This is a genomic window from Caulobacter sp. Root487D2Y (assembly GCF_001427165.1).
Taxonomy (GTDB): domain Bacteria; phylum Pseudomonadota; class Alphaproteobacteria; order Caulobacterales; family Caulobacteraceae; genus Caulobacter.
The window spans coordinates 360,100-384,503 of the sequence record NZ_LMFD01000010.1 but is presented as its reverse complement, the minus strand read 5'-3'; the positions used below and the strand labels follow the sequence as shown (position 1 = coordinate 384,503).

The 24,404-nt window shown below is 69.5% G+C and carries 21 protein-coding genes; 14 read left to right on the top strand and 7 right to left on the bottom strand.

What is annotated here, in order from left to right:
• The first annotated feature begins 27 nt into the window (after window positions 1-27).
• Window positions 28-1,320 (top strand): hemolysin family protein, encoded by a 1,293-nt coding sequence (locus ASD38_RS11685; protein ID WP_056440336.1) that lies wholly within the window; start codon window positions 28-30, stop codon window positions 1,318-1,320.
• A 686-nt stretch (window positions 1,321-2,006) separates the two neighbouring features.
• Here the strand turns inward: ASD38_RS11685 and ASD38_RS11680 are convergent.
• From ASD38_RS11680 to ASD38_RS11670, 3 genes are all read right to left on the bottom strand, one after another.
• Entirely contained in the window at window positions 2,007-3,116 is a 1,110-nt protein-coding gene (locus ASD38_RS11680) for an aromatic ring-hydroxylating oxygenase subunit alpha (RefSeq protein WP_056460250.1), read from the bottom strand.
• 176 nt (window positions 3,117-3,292) lie between these two features.
• The gene (locus ASD38_RS11675; RefSeq protein WP_056460247.1) at window positions 3,293-4,765 is read right to left on the bottom strand and encodes a M20 family peptidase; all 1,473 of its coding nucleotides are present in this window, start codon (window positions 4,763-4,765) and stop codon (window positions 3,293-3,295) included.
• Window positions 4,766-4,867: 102 nt separating this feature from the next.
• Window positions 4,868-5,428, bottom strand: a complete 561-nt coding sequence (locus tag ASD38_RS11670; protein ID WP_056440342.1) for a sugar O-acetyltransferase — start codon at window positions 5,426-5,428, stop codon at window positions 4,868-4,870.
• 81 nt (window positions 5,429-5,509) lie between these two features.
• Between ASD38_RS11670 and ASD38_RS11665 the strand changes: the two genes are divergently transcribed.
• Window positions 5,510-6,475, top strand: coding sequence for an NAD-dependent epimerase/dehydratase family protein (locus ASD38_RS11665; protein WP_056460246.1), 966 nt, complete (start codon window positions 5,510-5,512; stop codon window positions 6,473-6,475).
• Window positions 6,476-6,704: 229 nt separating this feature from the next.
• A complete protein-coding gene (locus ASD38_RS11660) occupies window positions 6,705-7,910 on the top strand; it encodes an MFS transporter (protein ID WP_056460245.1) in 1,206 nt (401 codons plus the stop codon).
• A gap of 139 nt (window positions 7,911-8,049) precedes the next feature.
• Here the strand turns inward: ASD38_RS11660 and ccrA are convergent, their stop codons facing one another.
• Window positions 8,050-9,324 carry a crotonyl-CoA carboxylase/reductase gene (gene ccrA / locus ASD38_RS11655; protein ID WP_056460243.1) on the bottom strand — a complete coding sequence of 425 codons (1,275 nt, stop codon included), beginning with the start codon at window positions 9,322-9,324 and terminating at the stop codon, window positions 8,050-8,052.
• Between the two features lie 294 nt (window positions 9,325-9,618).
• On the opposite strand from ccrA, the gene ASD38_RS11650 reads away from it, so the two are divergent.
• From ASD38_RS11650 to ASD38_RS11615, 9 genes are all read left to right on the top strand, one after another.
• Complete coding sequence (locus tag ASD38_RS11650) at window positions 9,619-10,350, top strand: enoyl-CoA hydratase/isomerase family protein (protein WP_056461379.1); 732 nt, start codon at window positions 9,619-9,621, stop codon at window positions 10,348-10,350.
• A gap of 369 nt (window positions 10,351-10,719) precedes the next feature.
• Complete coding sequence (locus ASD38_RS23905) at window positions 10,720-10,845, top strand: hypothetical protein (RefSeq protein WP_156390673.1); 126 nt, start codon at window positions 10,720-10,722, stop codon at window positions 10,843-10,845.
• Between the two features lie 9 nt (window positions 10,846-10,854).
• Window positions 10,855-11,187, top strand: coding sequence for a DUF6481 family protein (locus tag ASD38_RS11645; protein ID WP_056440355.1), 333 nt, complete (start codon window positions 10,855-10,857; stop codon window positions 11,185-11,187).
• Window positions 11,187-11,435: a hypothetical protein gene (locus ASD38_RS11640; protein ID WP_056460241.1), complete on the top strand. Its 249-nt coding sequence runs from the start codon at window positions 11,187-11,189 to the stop codon at window positions 11,433-11,435. Before ASD38_RS11645 ends, ASD38_RS11640 begins: the two co-directional genes overlap by 1 nt.
• Window positions 11,436-11,518: 83 nt before the next feature.
• Entirely contained in the window at window positions 11,519-11,749 is a 231-nt protein-coding gene (locus tag ASD38_RS11635; RefSeq protein ID WP_056440358.1) for a hypothetical protein, read from the top strand.
• 312 nt (window positions 11,750-12,061) lie between these two features.
• Window positions 12,062-14,221 (top strand): type I secretion system permease/ATPase, encoded by a 2,160-nt coding sequence (locus ASD38_RS11630; protein WP_082560741.1) that lies wholly within the window; start codon window positions 12,062-12,064, stop codon window positions 14,219-14,221.
• Window positions 14,218-15,639: an HlyD family type I secretion periplasmic adaptor subunit gene (locus ASD38_RS11625; RefSeq protein ID WP_056460240.1), complete on the top strand. Its 1,422-nt coding sequence runs from the start codon at window positions 14,218-14,220 to the stop codon at window positions 15,637-15,639. The genes ASD38_RS11630 and ASD38_RS11625 overlap by 4 nt, the downstream gene beginning before the upstream one ends.
• Before the next feature lie 704 nt (window positions 15,640-16,343).
• The gene (locus tag ASD38_RS11620) at window positions 16,344-16,892 is read left to right on the top strand and encodes a toxin-activating lysine-acyltransferase (RefSeq protein ID WP_056460238.1); all 549 of its coding nucleotides are present in this window, start codon (window positions 16,344-16,346) and stop codon (window positions 16,890-16,892) included.
• Between the two features lie 211 nt (window positions 16,893-17,103).
• Window positions 17,104-19,758, top strand: coding sequence for a glycoside hydrolase family 3 C-terminal domain-containing protein (locus ASD38_RS11615; protein ID WP_056460236.1), 2,655 nt, complete (start codon window positions 17,104-17,106; stop codon window positions 19,756-19,758).
• Window positions 19,759-19,845: 87 nt separating this feature from the next.
• Here the strand turns inward: ASD38_RS11615 and ASD38_RS11610 are convergent, their stop codons facing one another.
• The 3 genes from ASD38_RS11610 to ASD38_RS11600 form a co-directional block, all read right to left on the bottom strand.
• Entirely contained in the window at window positions 19,846-20,577 is a 732-nt protein-coding gene (locus ASD38_RS11610; RefSeq protein ID WP_056460234.1) for a helix-turn-helix transcriptional regulator, read from the bottom strand.
• 235 nt (window positions 20,578-20,812) lie between these two features.
• Window positions 20,813-21,904, bottom strand: coding sequence for a glycosyltransferase family 4 protein (locus ASD38_RS11605; RefSeq protein WP_056460233.1), 1,092 nt, complete (start codon window positions 21,902-21,904; stop codon window positions 20,813-20,815).
• Window positions 21,904-22,734, bottom strand: coding sequence for a UDP-2,3-diacylglucosamine diphosphatase (locus tag ASD38_RS11600; protein ID WP_056440371.1), 831 nt, complete (start codon window positions 22,732-22,734; stop codon window positions 21,904-21,906). The genes ASD38_RS11605 and ASD38_RS11600 overlap by 1 nt, the downstream gene beginning before the upstream one ends.
• Before the next feature lie 275 nt (window positions 22,735-23,009).
• On the opposite strand from ASD38_RS11600, the gene ASD38_RS11595 reads away from it, so the two are divergent.
• Both ASD38_RS11595 and ASD38_RS11590 read left to right on the top strand, forming a co-directional pair.
• Window positions 23,010-23,639 (top strand): TetR/AcrR family transcriptional regulator, encoded by a 630-nt coding sequence (locus ASD38_RS11595; protein ID WP_056440372.1) that lies wholly within the window; start codon window positions 23,010-23,012, stop codon window positions 23,637-23,639.
• A 124-nt stretch (window positions 23,640-23,763) separates the two neighbouring features.
• The gene (locus ASD38_RS11590) at window positions 23,764-24,321 is read left to right on the top strand and encodes a dihydrofolate reductase family protein (protein ID WP_056440374.1); all 558 of its coding nucleotides are present in this window, start codon (window positions 23,764-23,766) and stop codon (window positions 24,319-24,321) included.
• Window positions 24,322-24,404: the final 83 nt, after the last annotated feature.

Below are 24,404 nucleotides of genomic sequence, written 5' to 3'. Positions count from 1 at the left end.
GCTGGGCCGCGCCAACCCTGAAGGGCCATGATCCTCCTCGCGCTCGTCGTCGTCTTGCTCCTCGTTCTGTTGAACGGGGTGTTCTCCATGTCCGAACTGGCGGTGGTCTCGGCCCGGCGGGCCCGCCTCCAGACCTATGCCGACAAGGGCGACAAGGGCGCCAAGCTGGCCCTGGCCATGGCCGAGCACCCGACGCGGTTCCTGTCGGCGGTGCAGGTGGGCATCACCCTGATCGGCATCCTGGCCGGCGCCTACGGCCAGGCGACGCTCGCCGCGGCCCTGGACGTCTGGCTCAAGGACAAGCCGGTGCTGGGCGCCCATTCCGAGGCGATCGCCACCATCGTCGTCGTCATCGGCCTGACCTATGTCTCGGTGATCCTGGGCGAGCTGGTGCCCAAGCGCCTGGCCCTGCTGTTCCCCGACGCCATCGCCCGCCGCATGGCCCCGTTCCTGGCGGTGGTCGCCGTGGTCCTGCGCCCGTTCGTGACGCTGCTGACGGTCTCGACCGCCACCATTCTCAAGCTGATGGGCATCCGCGACGAGCGCACCAACGACATCACCGCCGAGGAGGTCGAGATCGTCCTGGCCGAGGGGGCCGACGCCGGCCTGATCGAGCCGGAGGAGCGCTCGATGATCCAGGAGGTGCTGCGCCTGGGCGACCGCCCCGTGCGGGTGGCCATGACCCCGCGCCGCGACCTGTTCTGGATTTCGCTGACCGACAACCAGGAGGAAATCCTCCAGGAAATCCGTGACTGTCCCTATTCGCGCATCGTGGTGGCCAGCGAGGGCGACCTGGACGGCGACATCGGGGTGATCCTCAAGAAGGACCTGCTGGACGCCTGCCTGGGCGGCGAGGTCATCGACATCAAGAGCCACGTCCAGCAGCCGATCGCCATTCCGGAGACCATGTCGCTGCTGCGGGCCATGGCGGTGTTCAAGCAGACGCCGCTGCACATGGCCCTGGTGGTCGACGAGTTCGGCTCGATCCAGGGGGCGATCACCCCGCTGGACCTGCTGGAAATGATCGCCGGCGACTTCCCCGAGGACCACGACGAGAGCGACAGCCGCATCCTGCGCCGCGAGGACGGCACCTGGCTGGTTGACGCCCGCCTGGACATCCAGGAGCTGAACGACGCCCTGGGCGAGAACTTCGAGGCCGAGGGCGGCTACCACACCGTCGCCGGCCTGGTCCTCGACCGCCTGGGCCGCATCCCCCGCGAGGGCGAGATCGTCGAGCTGGGCGGGTTCGACGCCGAGGTCGTGGACATGGATGGGTCGCGGATCGACAAGCTGATCTTGCGGTGCGTACGGAAAGATTAGGGGGTGGCGGCTGACGATCTCGAAAGCGCATCACGCGAGCCGACGATGGAGGAGATCGAACGGGCTTGGCGCCGTCCGCGATCGGACATCAAGCCGACTGGATGGCGGCGTCAGTACTACGCGATAAATGCGTACTGTGCGCTCGTGTTTTCCTACGTATGGCGGGGTGTAGGCGTCGTCATCATCGTGGGGAACAGTTGGACGAGCTTGCGGGATCCAGCGCTTCGGAGGGAGTGGATGCCTCTCTGGATGAGCGCTTTGGTGCTCACCGCGGTATTGGTGATCGGCCACTTTATTGGCCGTCTGGCTTCATGGGGAACCCCATCCGCCCCGGATGGGGCCACGCCTTAAAGCCTTGGTGGATCGGAGCTCTGGCGTCTGGCCGTGTCAAGGACGGCGCGTCGCGCCGCCGCGACGCGGCCGCCAGGGGCGGTCCTTGACACGGCCAGACGCCAGAGCAGGCTCGCCATCAAGGTTTCAAGGCGCGGCCTCGCCGCTGCGGGCGGGTTCGTCACTCCCATACCCGCCGTCATTCCCGCCCTTGTGGCGGGAACCCCTGGTTCAGCTGATGGTGAAGCGCCTTGGCGCGCTGGCGCGCCGCACCTCCGCCCTTGCGGTGGAGAGAGGGGTTCCCGCCACAAGGGCGGGAATGACGGCTGAAAGGTGGGGAGGCTCCGGGAAAGCCCCTACGTCCGCCACCTCAGCGTCGTCTCCTCCACCGGATTGCTGAACGCCCGCCGTTCCCGCCGGCTGGCGTTCCATTCGCGCTTGAGCTGATGGTACCAGCGGCCCTGCTGGTCGGCGTCGCCCACCCACATCAGGGCCGGATTGTCCCGCAGGCCCCGGGTCTGGGCCTCGACGATCCTGCCGTCCTGGCGCAGGAAGGCGCGGGCGGCCATACGGATCACCGGATAGAGCAGGCTGAAGGCCGGGTGGTCGGACCAGATGATCTGGTTCATCCGGGTCTTGTTCGCGTTGATCGGGGTCATGGCCGACAGGGCCAGCACTTGCCGGTCGCCGACCTTCACATGCTCCCAGCGCAGCCCCGGCAGGCGGAAGGTGATCTCGGTCAGCGGCTCGCCGCCGAGGATGGCGTAGGCCTTGGAGTTCTTGCTGGGCTCGTGCCGCACCATGGTGAAGCCCGCCTCGGACGGCGCGAAGGCCTTGCGCTTCTCGTGCTGGCTGGCGCTGGTGCGCCACCACCACTGCTGGTGCACATAGGGGCCGTGGGCCGGGTCGATCAGGCCCAGCACGGCGTGGTCGATATGGATGTCGTAGTCCAGATGGTCGACCAGCTTGGGCTTGCCGCCGACCACGCCGGGGATCGTCGGCGGCGGCTCGGGCGGAACGCCGTCGAAGCGCGGGTCGGCCGACATCCAGATCCACACCAGGCCCTGGGCTTCGACCAGCGGATATTTCCGTACACGGACTTTTGAAACGTCCAGCGGGTTGTCGGCGGTCAGGGACGGGATCTTGGCGCAGGCCCCGTCGGTGTGGAACCGCCAGCCGTGATAGGGGCATTCCACCGTTTCGCGGCCGTCGGCGTCGGCGCGGACCTTGCCGGCCGACAGCTTGGCGGCGCGGTGCGGGCAGACGTCGCGCAGGGCGTAGACGGCCCCGGCCCTGGTGCGGCCGATCAGGACCGGCTCGCCAAGATATTCGCGGCTTTCCATCTTGCCCGGCTTCAGCTCGGGCGACAGGGCCGCCACGTACCAGGCGTCCATGACGAAGCCTTCGCCGAATTTCACGGCTTTCGGCGCCGGCCGCGAGGCCAGCAGTTGCGCGTCGTCAGCCATGTAAGTCGTCCGACTTTACAGCCTGTTCGCGCAAAATCCGTCCCCGCCCGAAGGCGGCCCCCGGATCAGGATTTCGCGACAAGCTGCTCCCCGGGGCTCACTAGGCCTCATTGTGAAGCTGCCGTCCAGCAAACGCCCGCCTGCGTTGCGTGAAGAGTTTGTGGCGCCTGAAAAACCTATCGCGCCGCCGTCTCCACCAGCCGCTGGTAGAACCGCACCATGCGCTCGACATTGGCCACCGAGATGTGCTCGTCGGTGCCGTGGATCATCTTGGTAGCGTCGACCGACAGCAGCAGGGGCTGGAAGCGGTAGATGTCGTCGGCGATCGGTCCCATGTAGCGGCTGTCGCTGGCGGCGGTCATCAGGGCCGGGGCGACGGGCGCGCGGCTCTCGTCGCCGGCCAGGGCGGCCAGGGTCTTCCAGCCGTCCGAGGTGGTCGAGGAGACCTTGCTGGGCTCGTCCGGCGTCTTCACCCAGGCCAGCTTGACCGGCAGGTCGCCGACCGCGCCCTTGGCCCGGGCCATCACGTCGGCCGAGGTGTCGCCGGGGGCGATGCGGTAGTTGATCCAGGCCTCGGCGTCCTGCGGCAGGACGTTTTCCTTGGGCGAGCCCTTCAGCATGGTCGGGGCGATGGTGGTGTGCAGCATGGCCGCGCCCGCCGGGGTCTTGGCGGTCTGGCTGATCAGCAGCGGCGAGAACAGCCAGGTGTTGGCCGCCGCCATCCTGATGGTCGTCGAGCTGTGCGGGGCCAGGCTCTTCAGCATGTCGGCGCCGGGGCCGGAGAACTTCATCGGGAACGGGTGGTCGGCGATGGCCAGCACGGCCTTGGCCAGGGTGGTCACCCCGGTCTGGGCCGGCGGGGCCGAGGAGTGGCCGCCGACCGCCGGGGCGGTGACGGTCAGGGTGGCGTAGCCCTTCTCGGCCGTGGCGATCAGGGCGACCTTGCCCTTCGTCACCGGATGGTCCTCGACCACCACCATGCCCTCGTCGAGCACGAACTGGGCCTTGACGCCGCGCGCCTTCAGCAGGGCCGCCGCGGCTCGCGCGCCGCCGCCGCGAACCTCCTCGTCATGGCCGCTGACCAGGATCACCGTGCGCCGGGGAACAAAGCCGGCCTTGGCCAGCCCGTCCAGGGCCTCGAACAGGGTGACCAGGCTGCCCTTGTCGTCGATCGAACCGCGACCCCAGACCGCGCCGTCGGCGATCACGCCGTCGAACGGCGGATGGGTCCACGCGCCCTCGCTGCCCGGCGTCACCGGCACGACATCCTGGTGGGCCATCAGCACGATCGGGGCCAGGGACGGGTCGGTTCCTTTCCAGGTGTAGACCAGGGCGTGGCCGGCCACGACCTCGCGGGTCATCGCCCGGTGGGCGTCGGGATAGGTCGCCTGCAGCCAGGCGTGCAGCTTGTCCCATTCGGCCGGCTGGTCCTCGGCCGGGTCCTGGTGGCTGACGGTCTGGAAGCGCACGGCCTCGCCCAGATGCCGGGCGGCCAGGTCGGCGTCGAAGGGACGGGCCGAGGCCAGGCGGATGCTGGAGGTGTCGACCGCCGCCGGCGCCTTGAACGTGGCCGTCCTCACCGCCACCACGGCCCCGACCGCCAGGACCAGGCCCAGGGCCGTCAACGCCGTCTTGCTCTTCCAGCCCATGGTTCACTCCCCCGAGACGTCTTAAGGCGAACGCTTGTTTGGCGGGACTGTGCGATGCGATCGCGGCCCTGCCAATCCCAAAAGCGGGAATGCGGCGCGGGCTCACTCCTCCGCGATGGAGCGGATGACCCTGGCCGGGTTTCCGCCGGCCAGCGTATTGGCGGGAACGTCCTTGGTGACGACCGAACCGGCCGCGACGACGGAATTCTCGCCCACCGTGACGCCGCCGATGATGGTGACCCCCGCCGCGATCCACACGTTCCGCTCGATGACGATGGGCCGCGCCAGGACGCCGTCACGCCGCCGCGACGGGGCGACGGGGTGTCCCTCGGTGATGAGGCTGACATTGGGGCCGATCAGGACGTCGTCGCCGAGGCTTATCGGCGCCAGGTCGTAGAACGTGCAGTTCTGGTTGATGAACACGTTGCGGCCGATGGCGATGTTCTTGCCGCAGGTCGTGTAGAACGGCGGCAGCAGGCGGAACTGGTCGTCCAGGTCCCGGCCGGTCAGCTCGCCCACCAGCCGCCGGATTTCGTCCGCGTCGTCGAAGGTCAGGCGGTTGAGGACCGGGGTGAGGCGCATCGCCCGTTGGACGTCGGCGACCATGGCGCGGGACTCGGCCGTGCGCCGGGCGATCCAGACCTCTCCGTCGTGCTTGGGCATGGCTGTCCTTCCATTGCCTTGTGACCCCGCCTCCCGCATAGCCTGACGCCTGCGATTCGACCTGGAGTTTGCGAGAGCGGCATGAGCGTCCTGGTGCTCGGAGGGACGGGTTTCATCGGCGGGCCGACGGTGGCGCGGCTGCTGGCCGACGGCGTCGAGACGGCGGTCGGGCATCACGGCGCGCGCACCGTTCCGGCCGGGGCGGCCTCGGTGGTGCTGGACCGCCGCGATCCCGCGGCCGTGCTCGCGGCGGTGAAGGACCTGGGCGTCGACACGGTGATCGACCTGATCGCCTACACCCAGGCCGACACCCTGCCGCTGCTCGACGCCCTGTCGGGCCGCGTCGCCCGCTGCGTGCTGGTCAGCTCGGTCGACGTCTATCGCAACTACGAGGGCCTGCACCGCAAGGGCCGGCCGACGCCGATCTGGGACCGGCTGGCCGAGGACGCGCCGCTGCGCGACAGCCGCTTCCCCTACCGCCTGGCCAAGCCGCGCGCCGCGAGCGACCCCCAGGCCTGGATGGACGACTACGACAAGATACCTCTTGAGGAGGCGGCTCGCGCCGCCGGTGGGCTCGAAAGCACCATCCTGCGCCTGCCGATGGTGTTCGGACCCGGCGACCGCCAGCGGCGGTTCTCGTGGGCGATCCGGCCGATGGCCCAGGGCCGGCCGCGCCTGGTGATCCCCCATCCGTGGGCCAGTTGGCGCGCGACCTTCGGCTATGTCGACGACGTGGCCGCCGGGATCGCCCTGGCCGCCACGCACCCCCGAGCCGGCGGCGAGACCTACAACCTCGGCCGGTCCAACACCCCGACCAACATCGCCTGGGCCGCCAGCTTCGCCGAGCATCTGAACTGGCCCGGCGAGGTCCAGCTGGCCCACCCCGACGTGGCGCGCGGCGCCCTGGCCAAGGCGGTGTCGGGCCTCGACCTCAGCTACCCGCTGTTCGTCGACAACGCCAAGATCCGCCGCCAGCTGGGTTATTGCGAGGTCACCGATTTCGACGAGGCCCTGGCCCGGACGGTGGCGGACGAGATGAGCCGATAAAGCCCATCCGAGACGCCCTCTCCCATGGGGAGAGGGAGGGACCCATGCGTGAGCATGGGAGGGTGAGGGGGTGGTGAGTCCGACGCCGTGCCGGCAGGGTGCTTGTGTGTGAAATCGGATAGGACGCAACCCCTCTCCCTCCCACGCCCTTCGGTCGCGGGCCCCTCCCTCTCCCTCTGGGAGAGGGTGAAGTTAGGGGATACCCTCTCCGCCAGAGGGGGAGGCGCTCATGAAACGAACTTGGCCCGTGTGGCTCGTCTGCCTGCTGGCGGCGATGATCGAGGGGTTCGACATCCAGTCGATGGGGGTGGCGGCGCCGCGCATGCTGCCGGCCCTGCACCTGACCCCGGGCCAGGCCGGCTGGGCGTTCAGCGCCAGCCTGATCGGGCTGATGGTCGGGGCCAGCTTTGGCGGAGTGATCGCCGACCGGATCGGGCGGCGCCCCGTTCTAACCGCCTCGGTGGCGGCGTTCGGGGTGTTCTCGCTGATCACGGCCCTGGCGAGCGGCTTCGAGCCGCTGCTGGCCGCGCGGTTCCTGACCGGCCTGGGCCTGGGCGGCGCCATGCCGATGCTGATCGCCCTGGCCTCCGAACAGGCCAGCCCGGCCCGCAAGGCGACCATGGTGGCCCTGGTCACCGGCGGCATGCCGCTGGGCGGGGCGATGGCGGGGCTGGTGGCGCGAACGCCGATGAGCCTGGACGACTGGCGGACGATCTTCCTGGTCGGCGGCCTGGCGCCGCTGGTCATCGCGCCGCTGCTGTATCGGGTGCTGCCGGTCGGGCGGCCCGATCGCGCCGCCCGCCAGAGCGGCGACGCGGCCCGCGCCCTGTTCGGGGCCGGGCGCTGGCCGGCCACGGCCTGCATCTGGGTCAGCTACGCCCTGGCCGCCCTGACCCTGCACCTGCTGCTCAACTGGCTGCCGACCCTGCTGGTGTCGCGCGGCCTGCCGCCGGCCTCGGCCTTCCTGGTCTCGGCGCTGTTCAATCTGGGCGGGGCGAGCGGGGGTCTGGCGTTCGGCCTGGTCGTCGACCGGCTGGGGGCGCGCTGGCCGCTGCTGGCCGGGTTCGCGGGACTGGCCGCGACCCTGGTGCTGTTGGCCGGGGCCAGCGACGAGACGACGATCGCTTTCCTGGCCTTCGCCGCCGGCTTTCTGCTGATGGGCGGACAATTCACCCTCTACGGCCTGACGCCGCCCTACTATCCGGCCGCCGTGCGGTCGACGGGCGTGGGCGCGGCCGTCGCCGCCGGGCGGGTGGGTTCGATCCTCGGCCCCCTGGCCGCCGCCGAACTGATCGGCGGCGGGGCGACCGGCGCGGCGGTGGTCGGGGCGCTGGTTCCGGTGGTGGTCGTGGCGGGCGCGGTGGCGGGGCTGCTGACCGTATTCCCTCTCCCAGAGGGAGAGGGAGGGGCCCAAGGCGAAGCCTTGGGAGGGTGAGGGGTTAGGGACAGCGGCCGGCGTGCCGGCAGGGCGCTCGTGTGAAGCCGGTGAGGGCGTCACCCCTCACCCTCCCACGCTTTCAGCGCGGGTCCCTCCCTCTCCCCTCCGGGAGAGGGTTGAGGAAGGGCGTCTCGGCTCACAGCCCCTCGCTGATCTCCACCACTTCCTCGAACGTCCGCAGTCCCGGCCGCTGAGCGCAGACCAGCACCGCCATGTTCCCGGGCAGATGCTGGTTGGCCAGCATCTTCTCGTGGGCGGCGGGGATGTCTTCCCAGGGGAAAACTTCCGACAGGCAGGGGTCGACGCGGCGGTCGATGACCAGCTGGTTGGCGGCGCTGGCCTGCATCAGGTTGGCGAAGTGGCTGCCCTGGACGCGCTTCTGGCGCATCCACAGGAAGCGGGCGTCCATGGTCAGGTTGAAGCCGCTGGTGCCGGCGCAGATGGCGACCATGCCGCCGCGCTTGACCACGAACACCGAGACCGGAAAGGTCGCCTCGCCCGGGTGCTCGAACACCAGGTCGACGTCCTTGTTGCCGGTGACCTGCCAGATGGCTTTGCCGAACTTGCGGCTTTCCTTCATGTAGTCGTTGAACTCGGGGCCGTTGACCTTGGGCAGCTGGCCCCAGCAGTTGAACTCCTTGCGGTTCAGCACCGCCTTGGCGCCCATGCTCTTCACATAGTCGATCTTGTCGTCGTCGCTGACCACGCCGATGGCGTTGGCCCCGACCACGGCGGCCAGCTGCACGGCGAACACGCCCAGACCGCCCGAGGCGCCCCAGACCAGCACGTTCTGGCCGGGCTTCAGCTCATGCGGCTTGTGGCCGAACAGCATGCGGTAGGCGGTGGCCAGGGTCAGGGTGTAGCAGGCGGCCTCTTCCCAGGTCAGGTGCTTGGGGCGCATCATCAGCTGGCGCGACTGCACCCGGCAGAACTGGGCGAAGCTGCCGTCCGGGGTCTCGTAGCCCCAGATCCGCTGGCTGGCCGAGAACATCGGGTCGCCGCCGTTGCACTCTTCGTCGTCGCCGTCGTCCTGATTGCAGTGGATGACGACCTCGTCGCCCAGCTTCCAGCGTTTGACCTTGGCGCCGACCTTCCAGACGATGCCCGAGGCGTCGGACCCGGCCACGTGATAGGGCTGCTTGTGGACGTCCAGCGTGCTGACCGGCTCGCCCAGGGCGGCCCAGACGCCGTTGTAGTTGACGCCGGCGGCCATCACGAGGACCAGAACCTCGTCCTCGCCGATCTCCCAGGTGGGCACGACCTCGACCTGCATGGCGACCGACGGCTTGCCGTGGCGCTCCTTGCGGATCGCCCAGGCGTACATGTTTTTCGGCACGTGGAAGGCCGGCGGGATCTCGCCGATCTCGTACAGGTCCTTCAACTCGGTCTTCTGCAGCGTGGCTGTGCTCATCTCACTCCCCGGGGTCTTCGGCGCTGCAACACAAACGCCGGATTGGCTCTCTGCGCTCCGTGGACCGTTCAGCGCGGGTCGAAACCCGGCGTCGATCCATCGTTTTGGGCTCCGCGGCGGAAATTCCGTCCCGAAGGCCGCCTAAGCTGTGACAACTGTTTAACTCTGGCAAGGGGAAAGTTGTTGCATCGCAGCATGGTTGCGCGTGAAACGACCGGTGTCGCGACGGTGGCGCCCGCCGTGGCTCAGCTTTCCATTCCCGCCGTCATCGGCCACGTTCGCGCGATGAGCGCGATGATCCACGTCAGCCGTCCCACCGGCTCGATCCTGCTGCTGGAGCTGGACGCCCCGCCGGCCAACGCCCTGGGCCTGCCCCTGAGGGCCGAACTGGCGCGGATCCTCGACGAGATCGCCGGCGACAACGACACCCGGGCGGTGGTGCTGACCGGCCGGGGCGGGGTGTTCTGCGCCGGCGACGACCTGCGCGAGGCGCACGGCCGGCCGGCCGGCAAGGCCCTGGCAGCGGTGGAGAACTTCAACCAGCTGATGGACTGGATCGAGGCCCTGCGCGTGCCGACCATCGCCGCCATCGACGGCTGGTGCTTCGGCGGCGGGCTGGAGCTGGCCCTGGCCTGCGACATCCGCCTGGCCAGCGACCGGGCGGTGTTCGCCGCGTCCGGCGTCAATATCGGGCTGATGGCCTCGGTCGTCCGCCTGCCCCGGCTGATCGGCGTGGCGCGGGCCAAGGCCCATCTGCTGACCGGCGCCCAGTTCGGCCCCGAGCGGGCCCTGGCCGACGGGATCGTCACGGCGGTCCACACGCCCGAGCGGCTCCTGCCGGAAGCCTTCCACCTGGCCGAATGGATCGCCTCGCGCGCGCCCCTGGCGGTGGAGGCCACCAAGCGGGTGGTCGACGGCCGGTCCCAGGTCGACAAGGAGCTGCCAGCCCTGGTGGCCAGCGCCGACCACCGCGAGGCGGTGGCGGCGTTCATGGCCAAGCGCACGACGCTGTTCAAGCGGGGGTAGGGCGGCCCCGCCGTATTTCCACCGGTCGGACCTCCGGATGTGATAGGGTCAATCCAAGGCGCTAGGACGCGCCGTCGACGAGTGCCGGTCCGCTTGGCGGGCCGTCTCGACGCACCCCGGAAAGGGGTCGCATGACCGTCAGTCGCCACGACCAGCGCCCTTCACGGACCTGATATCGCCTTCCACCGCGCGCGTTGCGCCGGGCCGCCTGGCCCGAGCGCCTGATCGCGCGCGTCCTCCCCCTGAAGGAACGCCCCTTGTCCAAAGGCAATCGCGAAGTCCGCAAGCCCAAGACCGCCAAGCCCAAGGTGATCGCCGCCGCCGCGCCGACCCTGCTGTCCCCGCTGCTTTCCAAGAAGAAATAGCCCCATGAAGACCTATCCCGGCACCCGGCCCTCGGGCCCCAAGGGCCTGAACGATCCCCGCTCGACCGGCGGCCAGCCCTCGCGGCCCCGGCCGATCGATCCCGACGCCCTGCGCGGCACCAAGACCTAAGAGCGCGCCATGAACGAGACCAAAGGCGCCAAGCTGGCCGATCGGCTGAAGACCGCCGCGCAGGCCAAGCAGGCGCTGCTCGCCAAGTTCAAGCCGAAGCCGGCGGTGGTCGATCCGCTGTTCGCCGAGCGCGGCGTCGAGGAAGCCGTCGAGCTGAAGGCCGTGCGCGCCGAACGCCAGGCGGTCAGGGCGGTCAAGAAGGAGGCGGCCACGGCGGCCGCCGCCGACGCGGCCGCCGTGGCCGGCCAGCGCGCCGAACGCAAACGCGCCAAGGTCCCGACCGAGGCCGAGGCCAAGGACAAGCGCGACGCCAAATACGCGGCCCGCAAGTCTCGCCGCTGATGGCCAAACGCGCGCCCGTTCCAGTCTCGCCGTTCGGGTCGCAGGACTACGAACTGCTGTGCGAGAACCTGGTCACCCTGCGCGAGGCCCATATCCGCTCGCGCGACGCCCGGCCGATGCGGGTGGGCGACGTCTGCACGCTCAGCCAGGACGGCGAAGTCTACGAGCTGGTGGTCACCGACTTCACCGATCGCGGCGGCGAGGGCTGGAGCGTTCGCTGCCGGGTCATCGACATGCACCATCGATGACCGCCTCGGCTGGACGACGACGGCGGCGGGCCTCGAGCGAGGGGGGCAGGCGGATCGCGAGCGGTCGCGGGACCGGAGGTCTCGTGCGTTGGCAAGGCGTCCCGCGCCGGGCCGGCGGCGCGCGGCTGGGCCTGTGGGCCGCGGTGGGCGTGGCCGCCCTGCTGCTGACCCTGGCCTTGATCGCCACCGGCACCGGCGGCGGGCTGCACTGGGGAAACCTGCTGCTGCTGGTCCCGGCCGGGGTGCTGCTGGCGGTGTTCGGAGCGGGTCTGGTCGCCATGCTTCGGCGGGCCGCGGCCTGGCTGGCGGGCTAGCGGCTTCCGGATGGCTCGGCGAGCCTCCGCCGCACGTTCGGCGCCACGCACGACCGCCATCGCGCCCGCCCGGACCATTGGCTCCGCGCGGACTCGCTCGCTGGGCGAATTGCACAGCTTATCGTCGATCATCGTCAGATTGTGGTTGCGGCGGTCATTTCCGATTTGCAACATGGGGTCGGTGGCTTCGGGGGTGTGTTTCAGTGCGTATCGACAGAGTGCGTCGACGAGCCGTTTTCCAGGCGGCGATCGTCTTCGCCGTATGGCGCCCGTTCCCGCCCGTGAGCTGTTCGGCGAACCTGATCGCGCGTCATGGGGGCTGACGGCGACCTCTCCATGGGCTCGGCCAGCGAGCCGCCGATGGGCGCGCCGGCGCTCATCTGCTTCGCCGCCATGCTGGGCTTTCTTGGCAAGCCGGCCGATCCGGATCACCTCCGTCACGACCTGGGGCTGGGCTCCGAAGAGGCCTCGGCCGACGATCTGCTGAGGCTGGCCAAGCGCCTGCAGGTGCGCGCCAAGGCGGTTCAGGCCGCGCCGGCCCTGCTGCATCGCCAGCCGCTGCCGGCCATGGCCCGCGTGACCGGGGGCTGGCTGATCGTCCTGCAGGCCGCCGCCGACCGGGTGCTGGTGTTCGACCCCGGCGAGCAGCGCCCGCGCGCCCTGACGATCGAGCAGTTCGCCGCCGTCCACACCGACCAGCTGTTGCTGATGACCACCCGCGAGCATGTCGCCGGCGCGGCCCGCGCCTTCGACGTGACCTGGTTCATCCCGGCCCTGGTCAAGTACCGGCACCTGCTGCGCGACGTCCTCGTCGCCTCCCTGTTCCTGCAGGTCCTGGGCCTGATCACCCCGCTGTTCTTCCAGGTGGTGATCGACAAGGTGCTGGTCCACAAGGGACTGACCACGCTGGAGATCCTGGCCGTCGGCCTGCTGGTGGTGTCGCTGTTCGAGGTCGCCATGGGCGGCCTGCGCACCTACCTGTTCTCGCACACCACCAGCCGCGTCGACGCCGAGCTGGGCTCCAAGCTGTTCTCGCACCTGACCCAGCTGCCGATGGCCTATTTCCAGGCCCGCCGGGTGGGCGACTCCGTGGCCCGGGTGCGCGAGCTGGAGAATATCCGCGAGTTCCTGACCTCTTCGGCCCTGACCGCGGTGCTGGACCTGCTGTTCGCGGGAATCTTCCTGGCGGTGATGTGGCTCTACAGTCCCTGGCTGCTGCTGATCGTGCTGATCACCCTGCCGCTGTACGCCCTGGTGGTGCTGTTGGTCGGGCCGGCCCTGCGCCGCAAACTCGACGAGAAGTTCGCCCGCGGGGCCGAGAACCAGTCGTTCCTGGTCGAGGCGGTGACGGGCGTCGAAACCCTCAAGGCCCTGGCCGTCGAGCCGCAGATGCAGGGGCGCTGGGAGCGCCAGCTGGCGGGCTACATCAAGGCCAGTTTCGACGCCCGGATGCTGGCTAATTGGGGCTCGCAGGCCATCCAGCTGATCAACAAGCTGGGCGGGGTGGCGCTGCTGTTCTTCGGGGCCCGCCTGGTGGTCGGCGACAAGCTGACGGTCGGCGAACTGGTGGCCTTCAACATGCTGGCCGGCCAGGTCGCCGGCCCCGTCCTGCGCCTGGCTCAGCTGGCCCAGGATTTCCAGCAGGCCCAGATCTCGGTGGCCCGGCTGGGCGACATCCTCAACAGCCCGACCGAGCCGTCGTCCTCGCCGTCGCGCTCGGCCCTGCCCGACATCGTCGGCCGCATCGCCCTGGAGAAGGTCGGCTTCCGCTACAAGATCGACGGCCCGGAAGTCCTGTCCGAGATCGACCTGGTGGTCGAGCCGGGCGAGGTGCTGGGCGTCGTGGGCCCGTCCGGCTCGGGCAAGTCGACCCTGACCAAGCTGATCCAGCGCCTGCACGTGCCCGAGCGCGGACGCGTGCTCGTCGACGGCGTCGACCTGGCCGTGGTCGATCCGGCCTGGCTGCGGCGCCAGGTCGGGGTGGTGCTGCAGGAGAACATCCTGTTCAACCGCACGGTCCGTGAGAACATCGCCCTGACCGATCCGGCCATGCCGATGGAGACCGTGGTCGCCGCCGCCAAGATGGCCGGGGCGCACGAGTTCATCCTGGAGCTGCCCGAGGCCTACGACACCCAGATCGACGAACGCGGCGGCAACCTGTCGGGCGGCCAGCGCCAGCGCCTGGCCATCGCCCGCGCCCTGGCCGGACGGCCCAAGGTGCTGATCTTCGACGAGGCCACCTCGGCCCTCGACGCCGAGAGCGAGGAGATCATCCAGAACAATCTGAAGGCCATGACCGCCGGCCGCACGGTGATCATCATCGCCCACCGCTTGTCGGCCGTCCGCCAGGCCGACCGGATCATCACCATCGAACGCGGCCGGATCACCGAGCAGGGCACGCACGCGACCCTGATGCGCCAGGGCGGCCGCTACGCCCAGCTCTACGCCAAGCAGATGGGAGTGCGGGCATGATCGCCGCCGCCTTGCGCGACTGGGGGCGCGACTGGGCCCGCCACTGGGGCGTTCTCGTCGAGAGCTGGCGCCTGCAGCGGGCGGCCGAGCGCGACCGCACGCCGCGCGACGAGACCGCCTTCCTGCCCGCCGCCCTCGAAGTGCTGGAAACCCCGCCCAACCCGCTGGGCCGCGCCGTGCTCTGGGCCATTCTGGGCTTCATCGTCCTGGCCCTGGCCTGGTCGATCCTCGGCAAGGTCGACATGGTCGCCGCCGCGCCGGGCAAGATCATCCCGCGCGGCAACGTCAAGCTGATCCAGGCCGCCGACTACGGCGTGGTGCGGGCCCTGCACGTGGTCGAGGGGCAGACGGTGCGGGCCGGCCAGCCCCTGGTCGATCTCGATCCCACCGCCACCGCGGCCGACGTCGCCCAGGCCCGCCAGGCCCTGCTCAGCGCCGACATCGACGCGGCCCGCGCCACCGCCCTGGTCGACTACGCCGGCGGTCGCGGCGCGGCGTTCCGCGCCCCCCAGGGCGCCGACCGCGCCTCGGTGGCCACCCAGCGCGCCTTCGTCGAGGCCAAGCGCCGCGAACAGGCCGCCACCCTGGCCGGGCTGAAGCAGGACCGCCTCCAGCGCCAGGGCGAGCTGGGCATGATCGAGAACGAGATCGTCAAGCTCAGCCAGCAGATCCCCCTGGCCGAGGAGCGGCTCAAGGGCATGCGCGAACTGGTCGTCAAGGGCTACGCGCCGCGCATGAAGGTCTCGGAGCTGGAGCAGCAGGTGGTCGGGATGCGCCAGGACCTGGCCATCCGCCGCGACGAGCGCCTGAAGGCCGAGGCCGCCGTGGCCGGGGTCGACCAGCAGATCGCCAAGGCTCAGGGCGAGTTCTCGCGCGAGGTGCTGGACGCCCTGACCGAGGCCCAGGCCAACCAGCGCCTGCGCGGCGAGGAGCTGTCCAAGGCCAGCGACAAGGCCGGGCTCACCGTCCTGACCGCCCCCATGGACGGCGTGATCCAGCAGATGCAGGTCCACACCCTGGGCGGCGTGGTCAAGCCGGCCGACCCCCTGATGGTGCTGGTGCCGCGCGGCGGCGAGCTGATCATCGAGGCCCGCGTCCAGAACCGCGACGCCGGCTTCGTCCACGAGGGCCAGCCCGTCGAGATCAAGCTCGAGGCCTATCCGTTCACCCGCTACGGCGTGGTCCACGGGGTGATCGAACATATCAGCCGCGACGCGGTCGAGGACGAGAAGGAGGGGCTTGTCTTTCCCGCGATGGTGAAGTTGACCCAGCCCTGGATACTGGTGGATGGGCGCCGGCTCGCCTTGGCGCCGGGCCTGTCGGCCACGGTCGAAATCAAGACAGGCGAGCGCCGGATCATTGGGTTCCTGTTGTCGCCCCTGGCGCGTCGGGTCAAGGAGGCGGGCAGGGAGCGGTAGGGGCGGGCGCCACGCCGGATCCTCGGCCTAGCTCTCCAGCGGCACGGTTCGGCGGACGCCGAGCGCGCTCAGCTCGGCGCTTGAACGGGCTTGTGCCTGGCTCGGTCCAGAGGGGGGCGGATCTGGAGCGATGACGAAGTCTAGGTTGAACGACTATCGCAGAGTTACGGGTGGCCTGGCAAAATCTCGACAGCCGACAGGGGTATATTATGTGGAGATGTGACAGCTCATATCCCCCTAGAATATGGGATGACGCTCGGAATCTCGTACTTAGGGTCGAGAAAACTAGATTTGTAAGGCCATTTTACGTCGATAAAAGTAACGAAGAATACATAAAATTCTCGGCGTACAGTAAGTTCACGCAATCCGGAGGGGTTATCTCCAAGAGTCGCGACGTTGTTACGTGGTTTGTCCCTACGGACGGTGGAGGTGGGAGTCCTTCCGATAGAAGAGCGATTATTGAAGAAGTTCTGACCATATATAGAGGTAACTGGGGAGATCCCTCTGAGGTTGAGAACAAGCATTTGTCTGTAAAGGTCGTTTTTGACGCCCCCGCGTACGACCCCGCCGACTAATTTTTCCACGCCGCTGGATAGCCATAAGGTAGATCGACATGACCGTGATTTCGATCCCGACGCTCCCTGGCGCGGCCCTGCCCAATCTCCGGCGCCGCTGACGGCGTCGCCTGACATTCGAGGACGACAATGACGAGTTTTTCCTCCGCGGCTCCGCATGACGGCGCCCCGCGCACGGTCGCCGAAGCCATAGGCCAGATCGTCTGGCTGCTCAGCCAGTCGTCCCTCCACCGCGAGCTGAAGATCAAGGCTCTGGAATCGTCGTTCATGCCGGCCGTGGTCAGCGAACAGTTCCGGATCTTCCGGTTCGGACCGACGCCGGGCCTGAGCGACGCCGATCCGGCCTCGTTCGCCCAGTTCGGCCTGACGCGGGAGGGTCTGGAGACCATGCCGCTGGGCGTGGCGATCTGGGCCCGGTTGTCGCAAGCCGCCGAGGCCAAGCTCGAGGCGGGCGAGCCCCTGGCGCCCGCCGACTGGACCTCCGGAGACCGGACCTGGCTCGTCGAACTGATCTCGCCGTTCGCCACGCCCGAGAACAAGCTGACCCAGATCATGTTGCTCGACCTGATCAACGGCCCCTTCAAGGGACGGACCTTCCATCTTCACCGGACGGATCCGAACACCGGAAAGCGGGAAAAGGTCACCCTGGGCGAAGAGGAGCCGGTCTCTTCCGTGTGACGGCCACGGCGGCCAAGGCGGCCGATGCGCCGATGAGCCGAAGGTCCCAAAGGGCGCCTGGACGCGGCGCGGACATGGCTCTGCCTTCACCCTAAAGGTACCGGTACCTTTTCGCTGTCCCCAAGGCGCGGCTTGTGTCTAAGATGCCCCTGACACCGGTGTCGCGCCGGTAGAGACGACCCTGCAAGGGTCGCGAGGCAAGGGGAAACGCGTGAAGGCTTCAGCGATCCATCCGTCGAGCCGCGCGCTCGTCATCGCCGCCGGTTGGGCCCTGACCCTGGCGGCCGCCGGCATGGCCTCCAGCGTCCACGCCCAGGCTCCGGCGGCGTTCCTCGACCCGTCCCTGACGCCGCCGGCCCGCGCCGCCGCCCTGGTCTCGGCCATGACCCTGGAGGAGAAGGCCGGCCAGCTGAAGCACGCCGCCCCCGCCATCCCGCGCCTGGGCGTGCCGGCCTACAACTGGTGGAGCGAAGGCCTGCACGGCGTGGCTCGGGCGGGGGAGGCGACGGTCTTCCCGCAGGCGATCGGCATGGCCGCCACCTGGGACGCGCCGATGATCCATGGCGTCGCCGACACCATCGCCACCGAGTTCCGCGCCAAATATGTCGAGAAGCGCGCCCCCGACGGCGGCTCGGCCCAGTATCGCGGCCTGACCGTCTGGTCGCCCAACATCAACATCTTCCGCGACCCGCGCTGGGGCCGGGGCCAGGAGACCTGGGGCGAGGACCCGCACCTGACGGCCGAGATGGGCGTGGCCTTCGCCACCGGCCTGCAGGGCGACGACCCGACCTATTACAAGACCGTGGCCACGGCCAAGCACTTCGCGGTCCACAGCGGCCCCGAGGCGGATCGTCACCGCGACGACATCCACCCCTCGGCTCACGACCTGGAAGACACCTACCTGCCGGCCTTCAAGGCGCTGGTGACCCGGGCCAAGGTCGAGTCGGTGATGTGCGCCTACAACGCCGTCGACGGCGCGCCCGCCTGCGCCAACAGGCCCCTGCTGGTCGACCGGCTGCGGCGCGACTGGGGCTTTTCCGGCCATGTGGTGTCGGACTGCGCGGCGATCGCCGACGTCTTCCAACCCACCTCGCACGGCTATGTGAAAACCGCCGAGGAAGCCGCCGCCGTCAGCATCAAGGCCGGGACAGACCTGTTCTGCGCCGAGTTCGGACCCAACAAGAGCAGCGACATCGCGCCGATCGTCGACGCCGTTCGCCATGGCCTGCTCAGCCAGGCTGAACTGGACCAGGCCGTCGAGCGCCTGTTCATCGCCCGCCTGCGCCTGGGCCTGTTCGACCCGCCCGCCAAGGTCCCGTACTTCAAGATCACCGCCGCCGACAACGACACGCCCGCCCACCGGGCCCTGTCGCTGGAGGCGGCCAAGGCCTCGATGGTGCTGCTGAAGAACGACGGCCTGCTGCCGCTGAAGGCCGCGCCCGCCCGCATCGCGGTGATCGGCCCCAACGCCGACAGCCTGGACGCCCTGGTGGGCAACTATAACGGCACGCCGTCCAAGCCGGTCACCGTGCTGGCCGGGCTGCGCGAGCGCTTCCCCGACGCCAGGATCGACTTCGTCGAGGGCACGGGCTGGACCGCCGCCCCGCGCGAGGACGTGCCGGACGCGGTGCTGAAGGACCTCAAGGTCGAGACCTTCCAGGGGCTGGACCTGGCCGGACCGGCCAGCGCCGCCGAGGCGGCGGCCAACGCCAGCTTCAGCTGGGGCCGGCCCCAGCGCCAGGCGCGAACGACGTCGATGCGCTGGACCGGCGTGCTGACCCCGACCGAGACCGGCGTCCACCGGTTCACAGTCAGCGGCGAGGGCGGCTACCGGGTGATCGTCGACGGCAGGACGGTCGTCGACGCCTGGACCCGGGCCAGGGACTCCGCGCCGGACGGCGAGGTCGCCCTGACGGCCGGCAAGGCCAGCGCCATCGTCGTCGAGGCCAACCAGTTGGGCGAGCGGGGCGAGCTGCGCCTGCAGTGGAGCCGGCCCAGCCGCGGCGCCGACGCCGCGGTGGCCGCCGCCAAGGACGCCGACCTGGTGGTCTTCGTCGGCGGGCTGACCGCCAAGCTCGAGGGCGAGGAGATGTCGGTGCGGGCCCCCGGCTTCGTCGGCGGCGACCGCACCAGCCTGGATCTGCCCGCGCCCCAGGAGGGGCTGCTGGAGCGCCTGCGGACCACCGGAAAGCCGGTCGTCCTTGTGCTGATGAACGGCTCGGCGATGAGCGTGAACTGGGCCGACGCCCACCTGCCGGCCATCGTCGAGGCCTGGTATCCGGGCGGCGAGGGCGGCCGCGCCGTCGCCGGCCTGCTGGCGGGCGACTTCAGCCCCGCGGGCCGCCTGCCGGTGACCTTCTACCGCTCGGCCGACCAGTTGCCGGCCTTCAAGGACTACGGCATGGCCGGCCGCACCTATCGCTATTTCGCCGGCGAGGCGCTGTATCCGTTCGGCCATGGCCTCAGCTACACGCGGTTCGCCTACGGCAAGCCGGTGCTGGCGCGGGCGGCGGTCAAGGCGGGCGACAGCCAGAGCGTCTCGGTCGCCGTCACCAACAGCGGCGCGCGCGACGGCGACGAGGTGGTGCAGCTGTACGTCTCGCGCGACGTGACCGGCGCGCCGGTGCGGTCGCTGCACGGCTTCCAGCGGGTGCGCCTGAAGGCCGGCGAGACGCGCCGCGTGAGCTTCCAGCTCGACGGCGCGGCGATGAGCGTGGTGGCGGCCGACGGTTCGCGGTCGATCGCGTCCGGACCGGTCAGCCTGTGGATCGGCGGCGGCCAGCCCGTGGCGCGGCCGGGGCTGGACAAGCCGGCGGGCGTCGAGGCGCGGTTTACGGTGTCGGGGAGCAAGGGGTTGGCGAACTGAGCCGGGGACATGCCCTTGCGGCGTGTCCCCATCGGCATCCACGGAGCAAGACTTGGGGACACGCCGCAAGGGCATGTCCCCATCCGCTCATCCCACCTTCACCAGCAGCCCCAGCTCCCCGGCCTTCATCACCGCCTCCTGCCGCTTGATCACGCCGAGGCGTTTCTTGGCGGCCTCGATGTGGTGGTGGACGGTGCGGGGCGAGAGGGCGAGGATCGCGCCGATCTCCCAGTCGGTCTTGCCCCGGCTGGCCCAGTACAGGCACTGGGTCTGGCGCTGGGAGATCACCCCGTAGTCGGGGTTGTCGTCCTGCAGCTCCCAGTGCTTGAGCATGATGGTGCCGAACACCGTGGCCAGGCTTTCCAGCACGGCGCGGGCGGTGGGGTCGGTGGTCGTCGCCTCCGTGGCCATGCGGATCAGCACCTCGTGGCCGGCCGGGCCGAACACCCGCACCACATAGCCGTCGTTCATGCCGAATTCCGAGGCCTCGCCCCACATCGCCCGGGCCCGGTTGTCGCCCAGCGGCTTGGCGTCGGTCCAGGCGAAGCTGCGGCCGGATTTCCGCAGCAGCTTGATGCACGGATCGTGGACCACGTGGCGCTCGCCCCAGTAGCGGGCGTCCCAGGCGTCGAAGTCCCTGCGGGCCAGGGTAGGCGGCTCGCGGCCCAGCTGCTCGGCGTTGATCAGGGTGGCGCAGAAGCGATCATAGCCGAACGCCGCGATCGCCCGGCCGAAATGGGCCTCGACCTCGTCGGGCGCGGCATAGTGCGGCGCCTTGCTGAGAAAGCTCCAGGCTTCCTGTTCGGCCGTGTTCAACACGTGGAGATGCTCACCCCTGAGCGGGTCAGACTAGGGGAACACGCGGAGGTCGGCCAGGGGGCGGTGTCTCGGTGGTGAGACGGATTGGGAACGGTGGCTCACCCACTTGCCCCCACCTGACCGCTTCGCGGTCTGTCCGACCCATAGGGGGCGGAGGACGCGCGCGGGGCTCCTCTTCCCCCCGTGGGGGAAGACGGTCGCGAAGCGACCCGCAGGGGGCAAGTGCTAGCCGGTGCTAAGCCGCCGGCTTGCGCCGCAACCGCGCCAGCCGCCGCAGCCGCCGCCAGAATCGGGTCTTTTCCGGCTCGGGATAGGGCTGCAGGTTCTTGTAGAACTCCTCGGCGCAGGCGCGCCACGAGAAGCCCTCGGCGAATTTGCGGACCACGACGTGGTCGATGTCCAGGCACGCCAGGCAGGCCTCGCGCAGGCCGTCGGTCTGGCCGGGGGCCAGGGCGCCGGCGCCGGAGCCCGGGATGATGTCGATCGGCCCCGGGGCCGAGAACGCCGCCACCGGCACGCCGGCGGCCATGGCCTCCAGAATCACCAGGCCGAAGGTGTCGGTCAGGGACGGGAAGCAGAAGACGTCGGCGCTGGCGAAATGGCGGGCCAGCTCCTCGCCGAACTTGGCGCCGGCGAACACCACGTCCGGGTACTTCTCGGCCAGCTCCTCGCGTTGCGGGCCGTCGCCGACGATGACCTTGGTGCCGGGCAGGTCCAGGCTGGCGAAGGCCTCGATGTTCTTCTCGACGGCCACGCGGCCGACATTGAGGAAGATCGGCCGGGCCAGGCCCGCGAACACGTCGGCGTCGCCCTCCGCGCGGGGCTTGAACACGTCGGTGTCGACGCCGCGCGTCCAGGGCGAGATGTTGCGAAAGCCGTGGCGGATCAGCTCGTCGCGCATGGTCGGGGTGGCGACCATCAGCCGGCCCGACGGCTTGTGGAACCAGCGCATGTAGGTGTAGCCGGCCGACAGCGGCAGCGGCAGGCGGGCCGAGACGTATTCCGGGAACCGCGTGTGGTAGCTGGTCGTGAACGGCAGCTTCCATTCCAGGCAGATGCGGCGGGCGGCCAGGCCGATCGGACCCTCGGTGGCGATGTGGATCGCCTCGGGCTCGAACGACTTGAAGCGCTCCATCACCGGCTCGTAGGCGCCGATGGCCAGCTTGATCTCCGGATAGGTCGGAAGCGGGAAGGTGGGGAACTGGTCGGGGCTGACGACATCGACTTCATGGCCCATGGCTTTCAGCTCGGCCATCACCTTGGTGAGGGTCCGAACCACGCCGTTGACCTGCGGTTCCCATGCATCGGTGGCGAGTAGTATCCGCATCAGGCGGCGGCAGGCTCCGCAATGGGGGGCTCGATGGTGAGCGCCCTTGCCCGGTCGATCACCGACCAGGACCTAAGCTTGGACCATTCCAGGATTTCGAGCCGTCCGTCCATATGTTCCACGAGCGCGGTGCAGCTTTCCACCCAATCGCCGTCGTTCACATAGAGCACGCCGTCGATCTCGCGCATCTCGGCCTTGTGGATGTGGCCGCAGATCACGCCATCGACGCCGCGCCGGCGCGCTTCGTCGGCGACCGCGGCTTCGAAATTCTCGATGAACTGCAGCGCGTTCTTCACCTTGACCTTCAGATAGGCCGAAAGACTCCAGTAGCCGAACCCCAGCTTCCGACGCGCGCGGTTGAGCAAGGTGTTCAGCATCAGGATGGTCCTATAGGACCAATCGCCCAGGAAGGCGAGCCACTTGGCGTGCTGCACCACCCCGTCGAATTCGTCGCCGTGGACCACCAGGTAGCGCTTGCCGTCGGCGGCCTCGTGGATCACGTCGCGGGCCACCACCACGCCGCCGAAATGCACGCCGCAGAAGTCGCGGACCCGGTCGTCGTGGTTGCCGGGCACATAGATCACCTCGACGCCCTTTCGCGCCAGGCGCAGGATCTTCTGCACCACGTCGTTGTGGCTCTGGGGCCAGTACCAGCCGCTGCGCAGCTTCCAGCCGTCGATGATGTCGCCCACCAGGTACAGCTTGTCGCATTCGACGTGGCGGATGAAGTCCAGCAGCAGCTCGGCCTGGCAGCCGCGCGTGCCCAGGTGCACGTCGCTGATGAAGATCGAGCGGTAACCGCGGATCTCGGTGTCGGTTTCGGTGACCATGCTAGCCCCTCCGGCGGTTCTGGTCGGCGTTCGGACGCCGGTCCCCCCGGACCGGCGGTGACCCCAAGTCCCGTCGGGGGCGCATGGGCCGCGATTAAGCTGATTGCATGTCGCTTTCGTGAAACGACGTTCCGCGCCCCCACCCCCGTCCAGGCGCGACGCTGCGCCGCACCAACGCCCGAAATTTCACCATTGGATAAATCAAGGGGAGCAAGGCAAAGCTTTACCGGCGCTGTGCTGTTGCAGCGCAACATCGCATTGACTAGATCAGGATCATGGACGCCGCTCGCCTCGCCAAGGATACGCCCAAGTCGCTGAAGACCCGGGCGCGCATTCTCGACTGCGCGATGCGGCTGATCGCCGAGATCGGCTATCACGCCGCGGCCAATCCGGTGATCGCCGACGCCGCCGGCCTGACGCGCGGGGCGATGCTCTACCACTTCCCCACCCGCGAGGCGCTGGTCGAGGCGGCCGTGGCCCACGTCCAGGCCGAGCGCTCGGCCCTGTTCCGCGCCGCCGCCGACACCCTGCCGCCGGGCGCCGACGTCACCGAGCACGCGATCGACAGCTACTGGGACCTGCTGCATTCGGTGCCGTTCCTGGCCTTCGCCGAGCTGGAGGCCGCCGGCCGCACCGACCCGGCCGTCCAGGCCCTGCTGGCCCCGGCCCAGGCCGAGTTCGATCGCGCCCAGGCCGGCGACCACTTCCTGAAGATCCTCCACGCCGGGGCGGGCCCTCGGTTCCAGGCCAGCCGGGACCTGGCGCGGTTCATGCTGGAAGGCCTGGCGCGGACGACCCTGACCTACGACAGCGACGGGCGGCGCGAGCGCCTGCTGATGCTGATCAAGCGGGCCACGCACATGCTGAACCGCAAGGGGGATGTGCAGGACCTGTGGCCGGACTGAGCTGGGGCGGGAGGTCTGTTTCGGGGCAGGGGCAGGGGCCGGGGACTGCTTTCGACCCGTTGCGGAAGTTCAACATCGACCCCGAGCAATTGGCGTACGCCATGGCATGGCTTAGACTCGCCGCATGGGACTATTGACCTTCAGCCTCAACCTCACCCTGGACGGCTGCGTCGACCACCGGGAGGGGATCGCCGACGACGAGACGCACGCCTTCTTCACCCGCCTCATGGACGAGGGCGGGGCGATGCTGTGGGGTCGCGTCACTTACGAGATGATGGAGAGCTACTGGCCGGCGGTCGCCCGCGGCGACGTGGAGGCGCCGCCGGCGATACGCGAGTGGGCGGTCAAGCTGGAGGCCAAGCCGAAGTACGTGGTGTCGTCGACGCGAACGGCCTTCCCGTGGACCAACAGCCGCCACATCGCCGGCGACCTGCGCACGGGCGTGCAGAGGCTCAAGGACGCGACCCCGGCCGGCGTGCTCCTGGGCAGCGGCAAGCTCGCGACCGAGCTGGACCAGCTGGATCTGATCGACGAGTACAAGTTCCTCGTCCACCCCCGGATCGCCGGCCACGGTCCAACCCTCCACCAGAGCGGGCTGCCCGGCACGCGACGGCTCGAGCTGATCTCGGCCACGCCGCTCCGTAACGGCGTCGTCGCCATGCATTACCGGCGCGCCCGCTAATCCAGAGCAGCCGCTTCGCATCCGCTCGCGCGCTTGCGCCTCCATTTTTGGAACCGTCATCCTCGGACTTGTTCCGAACCCCT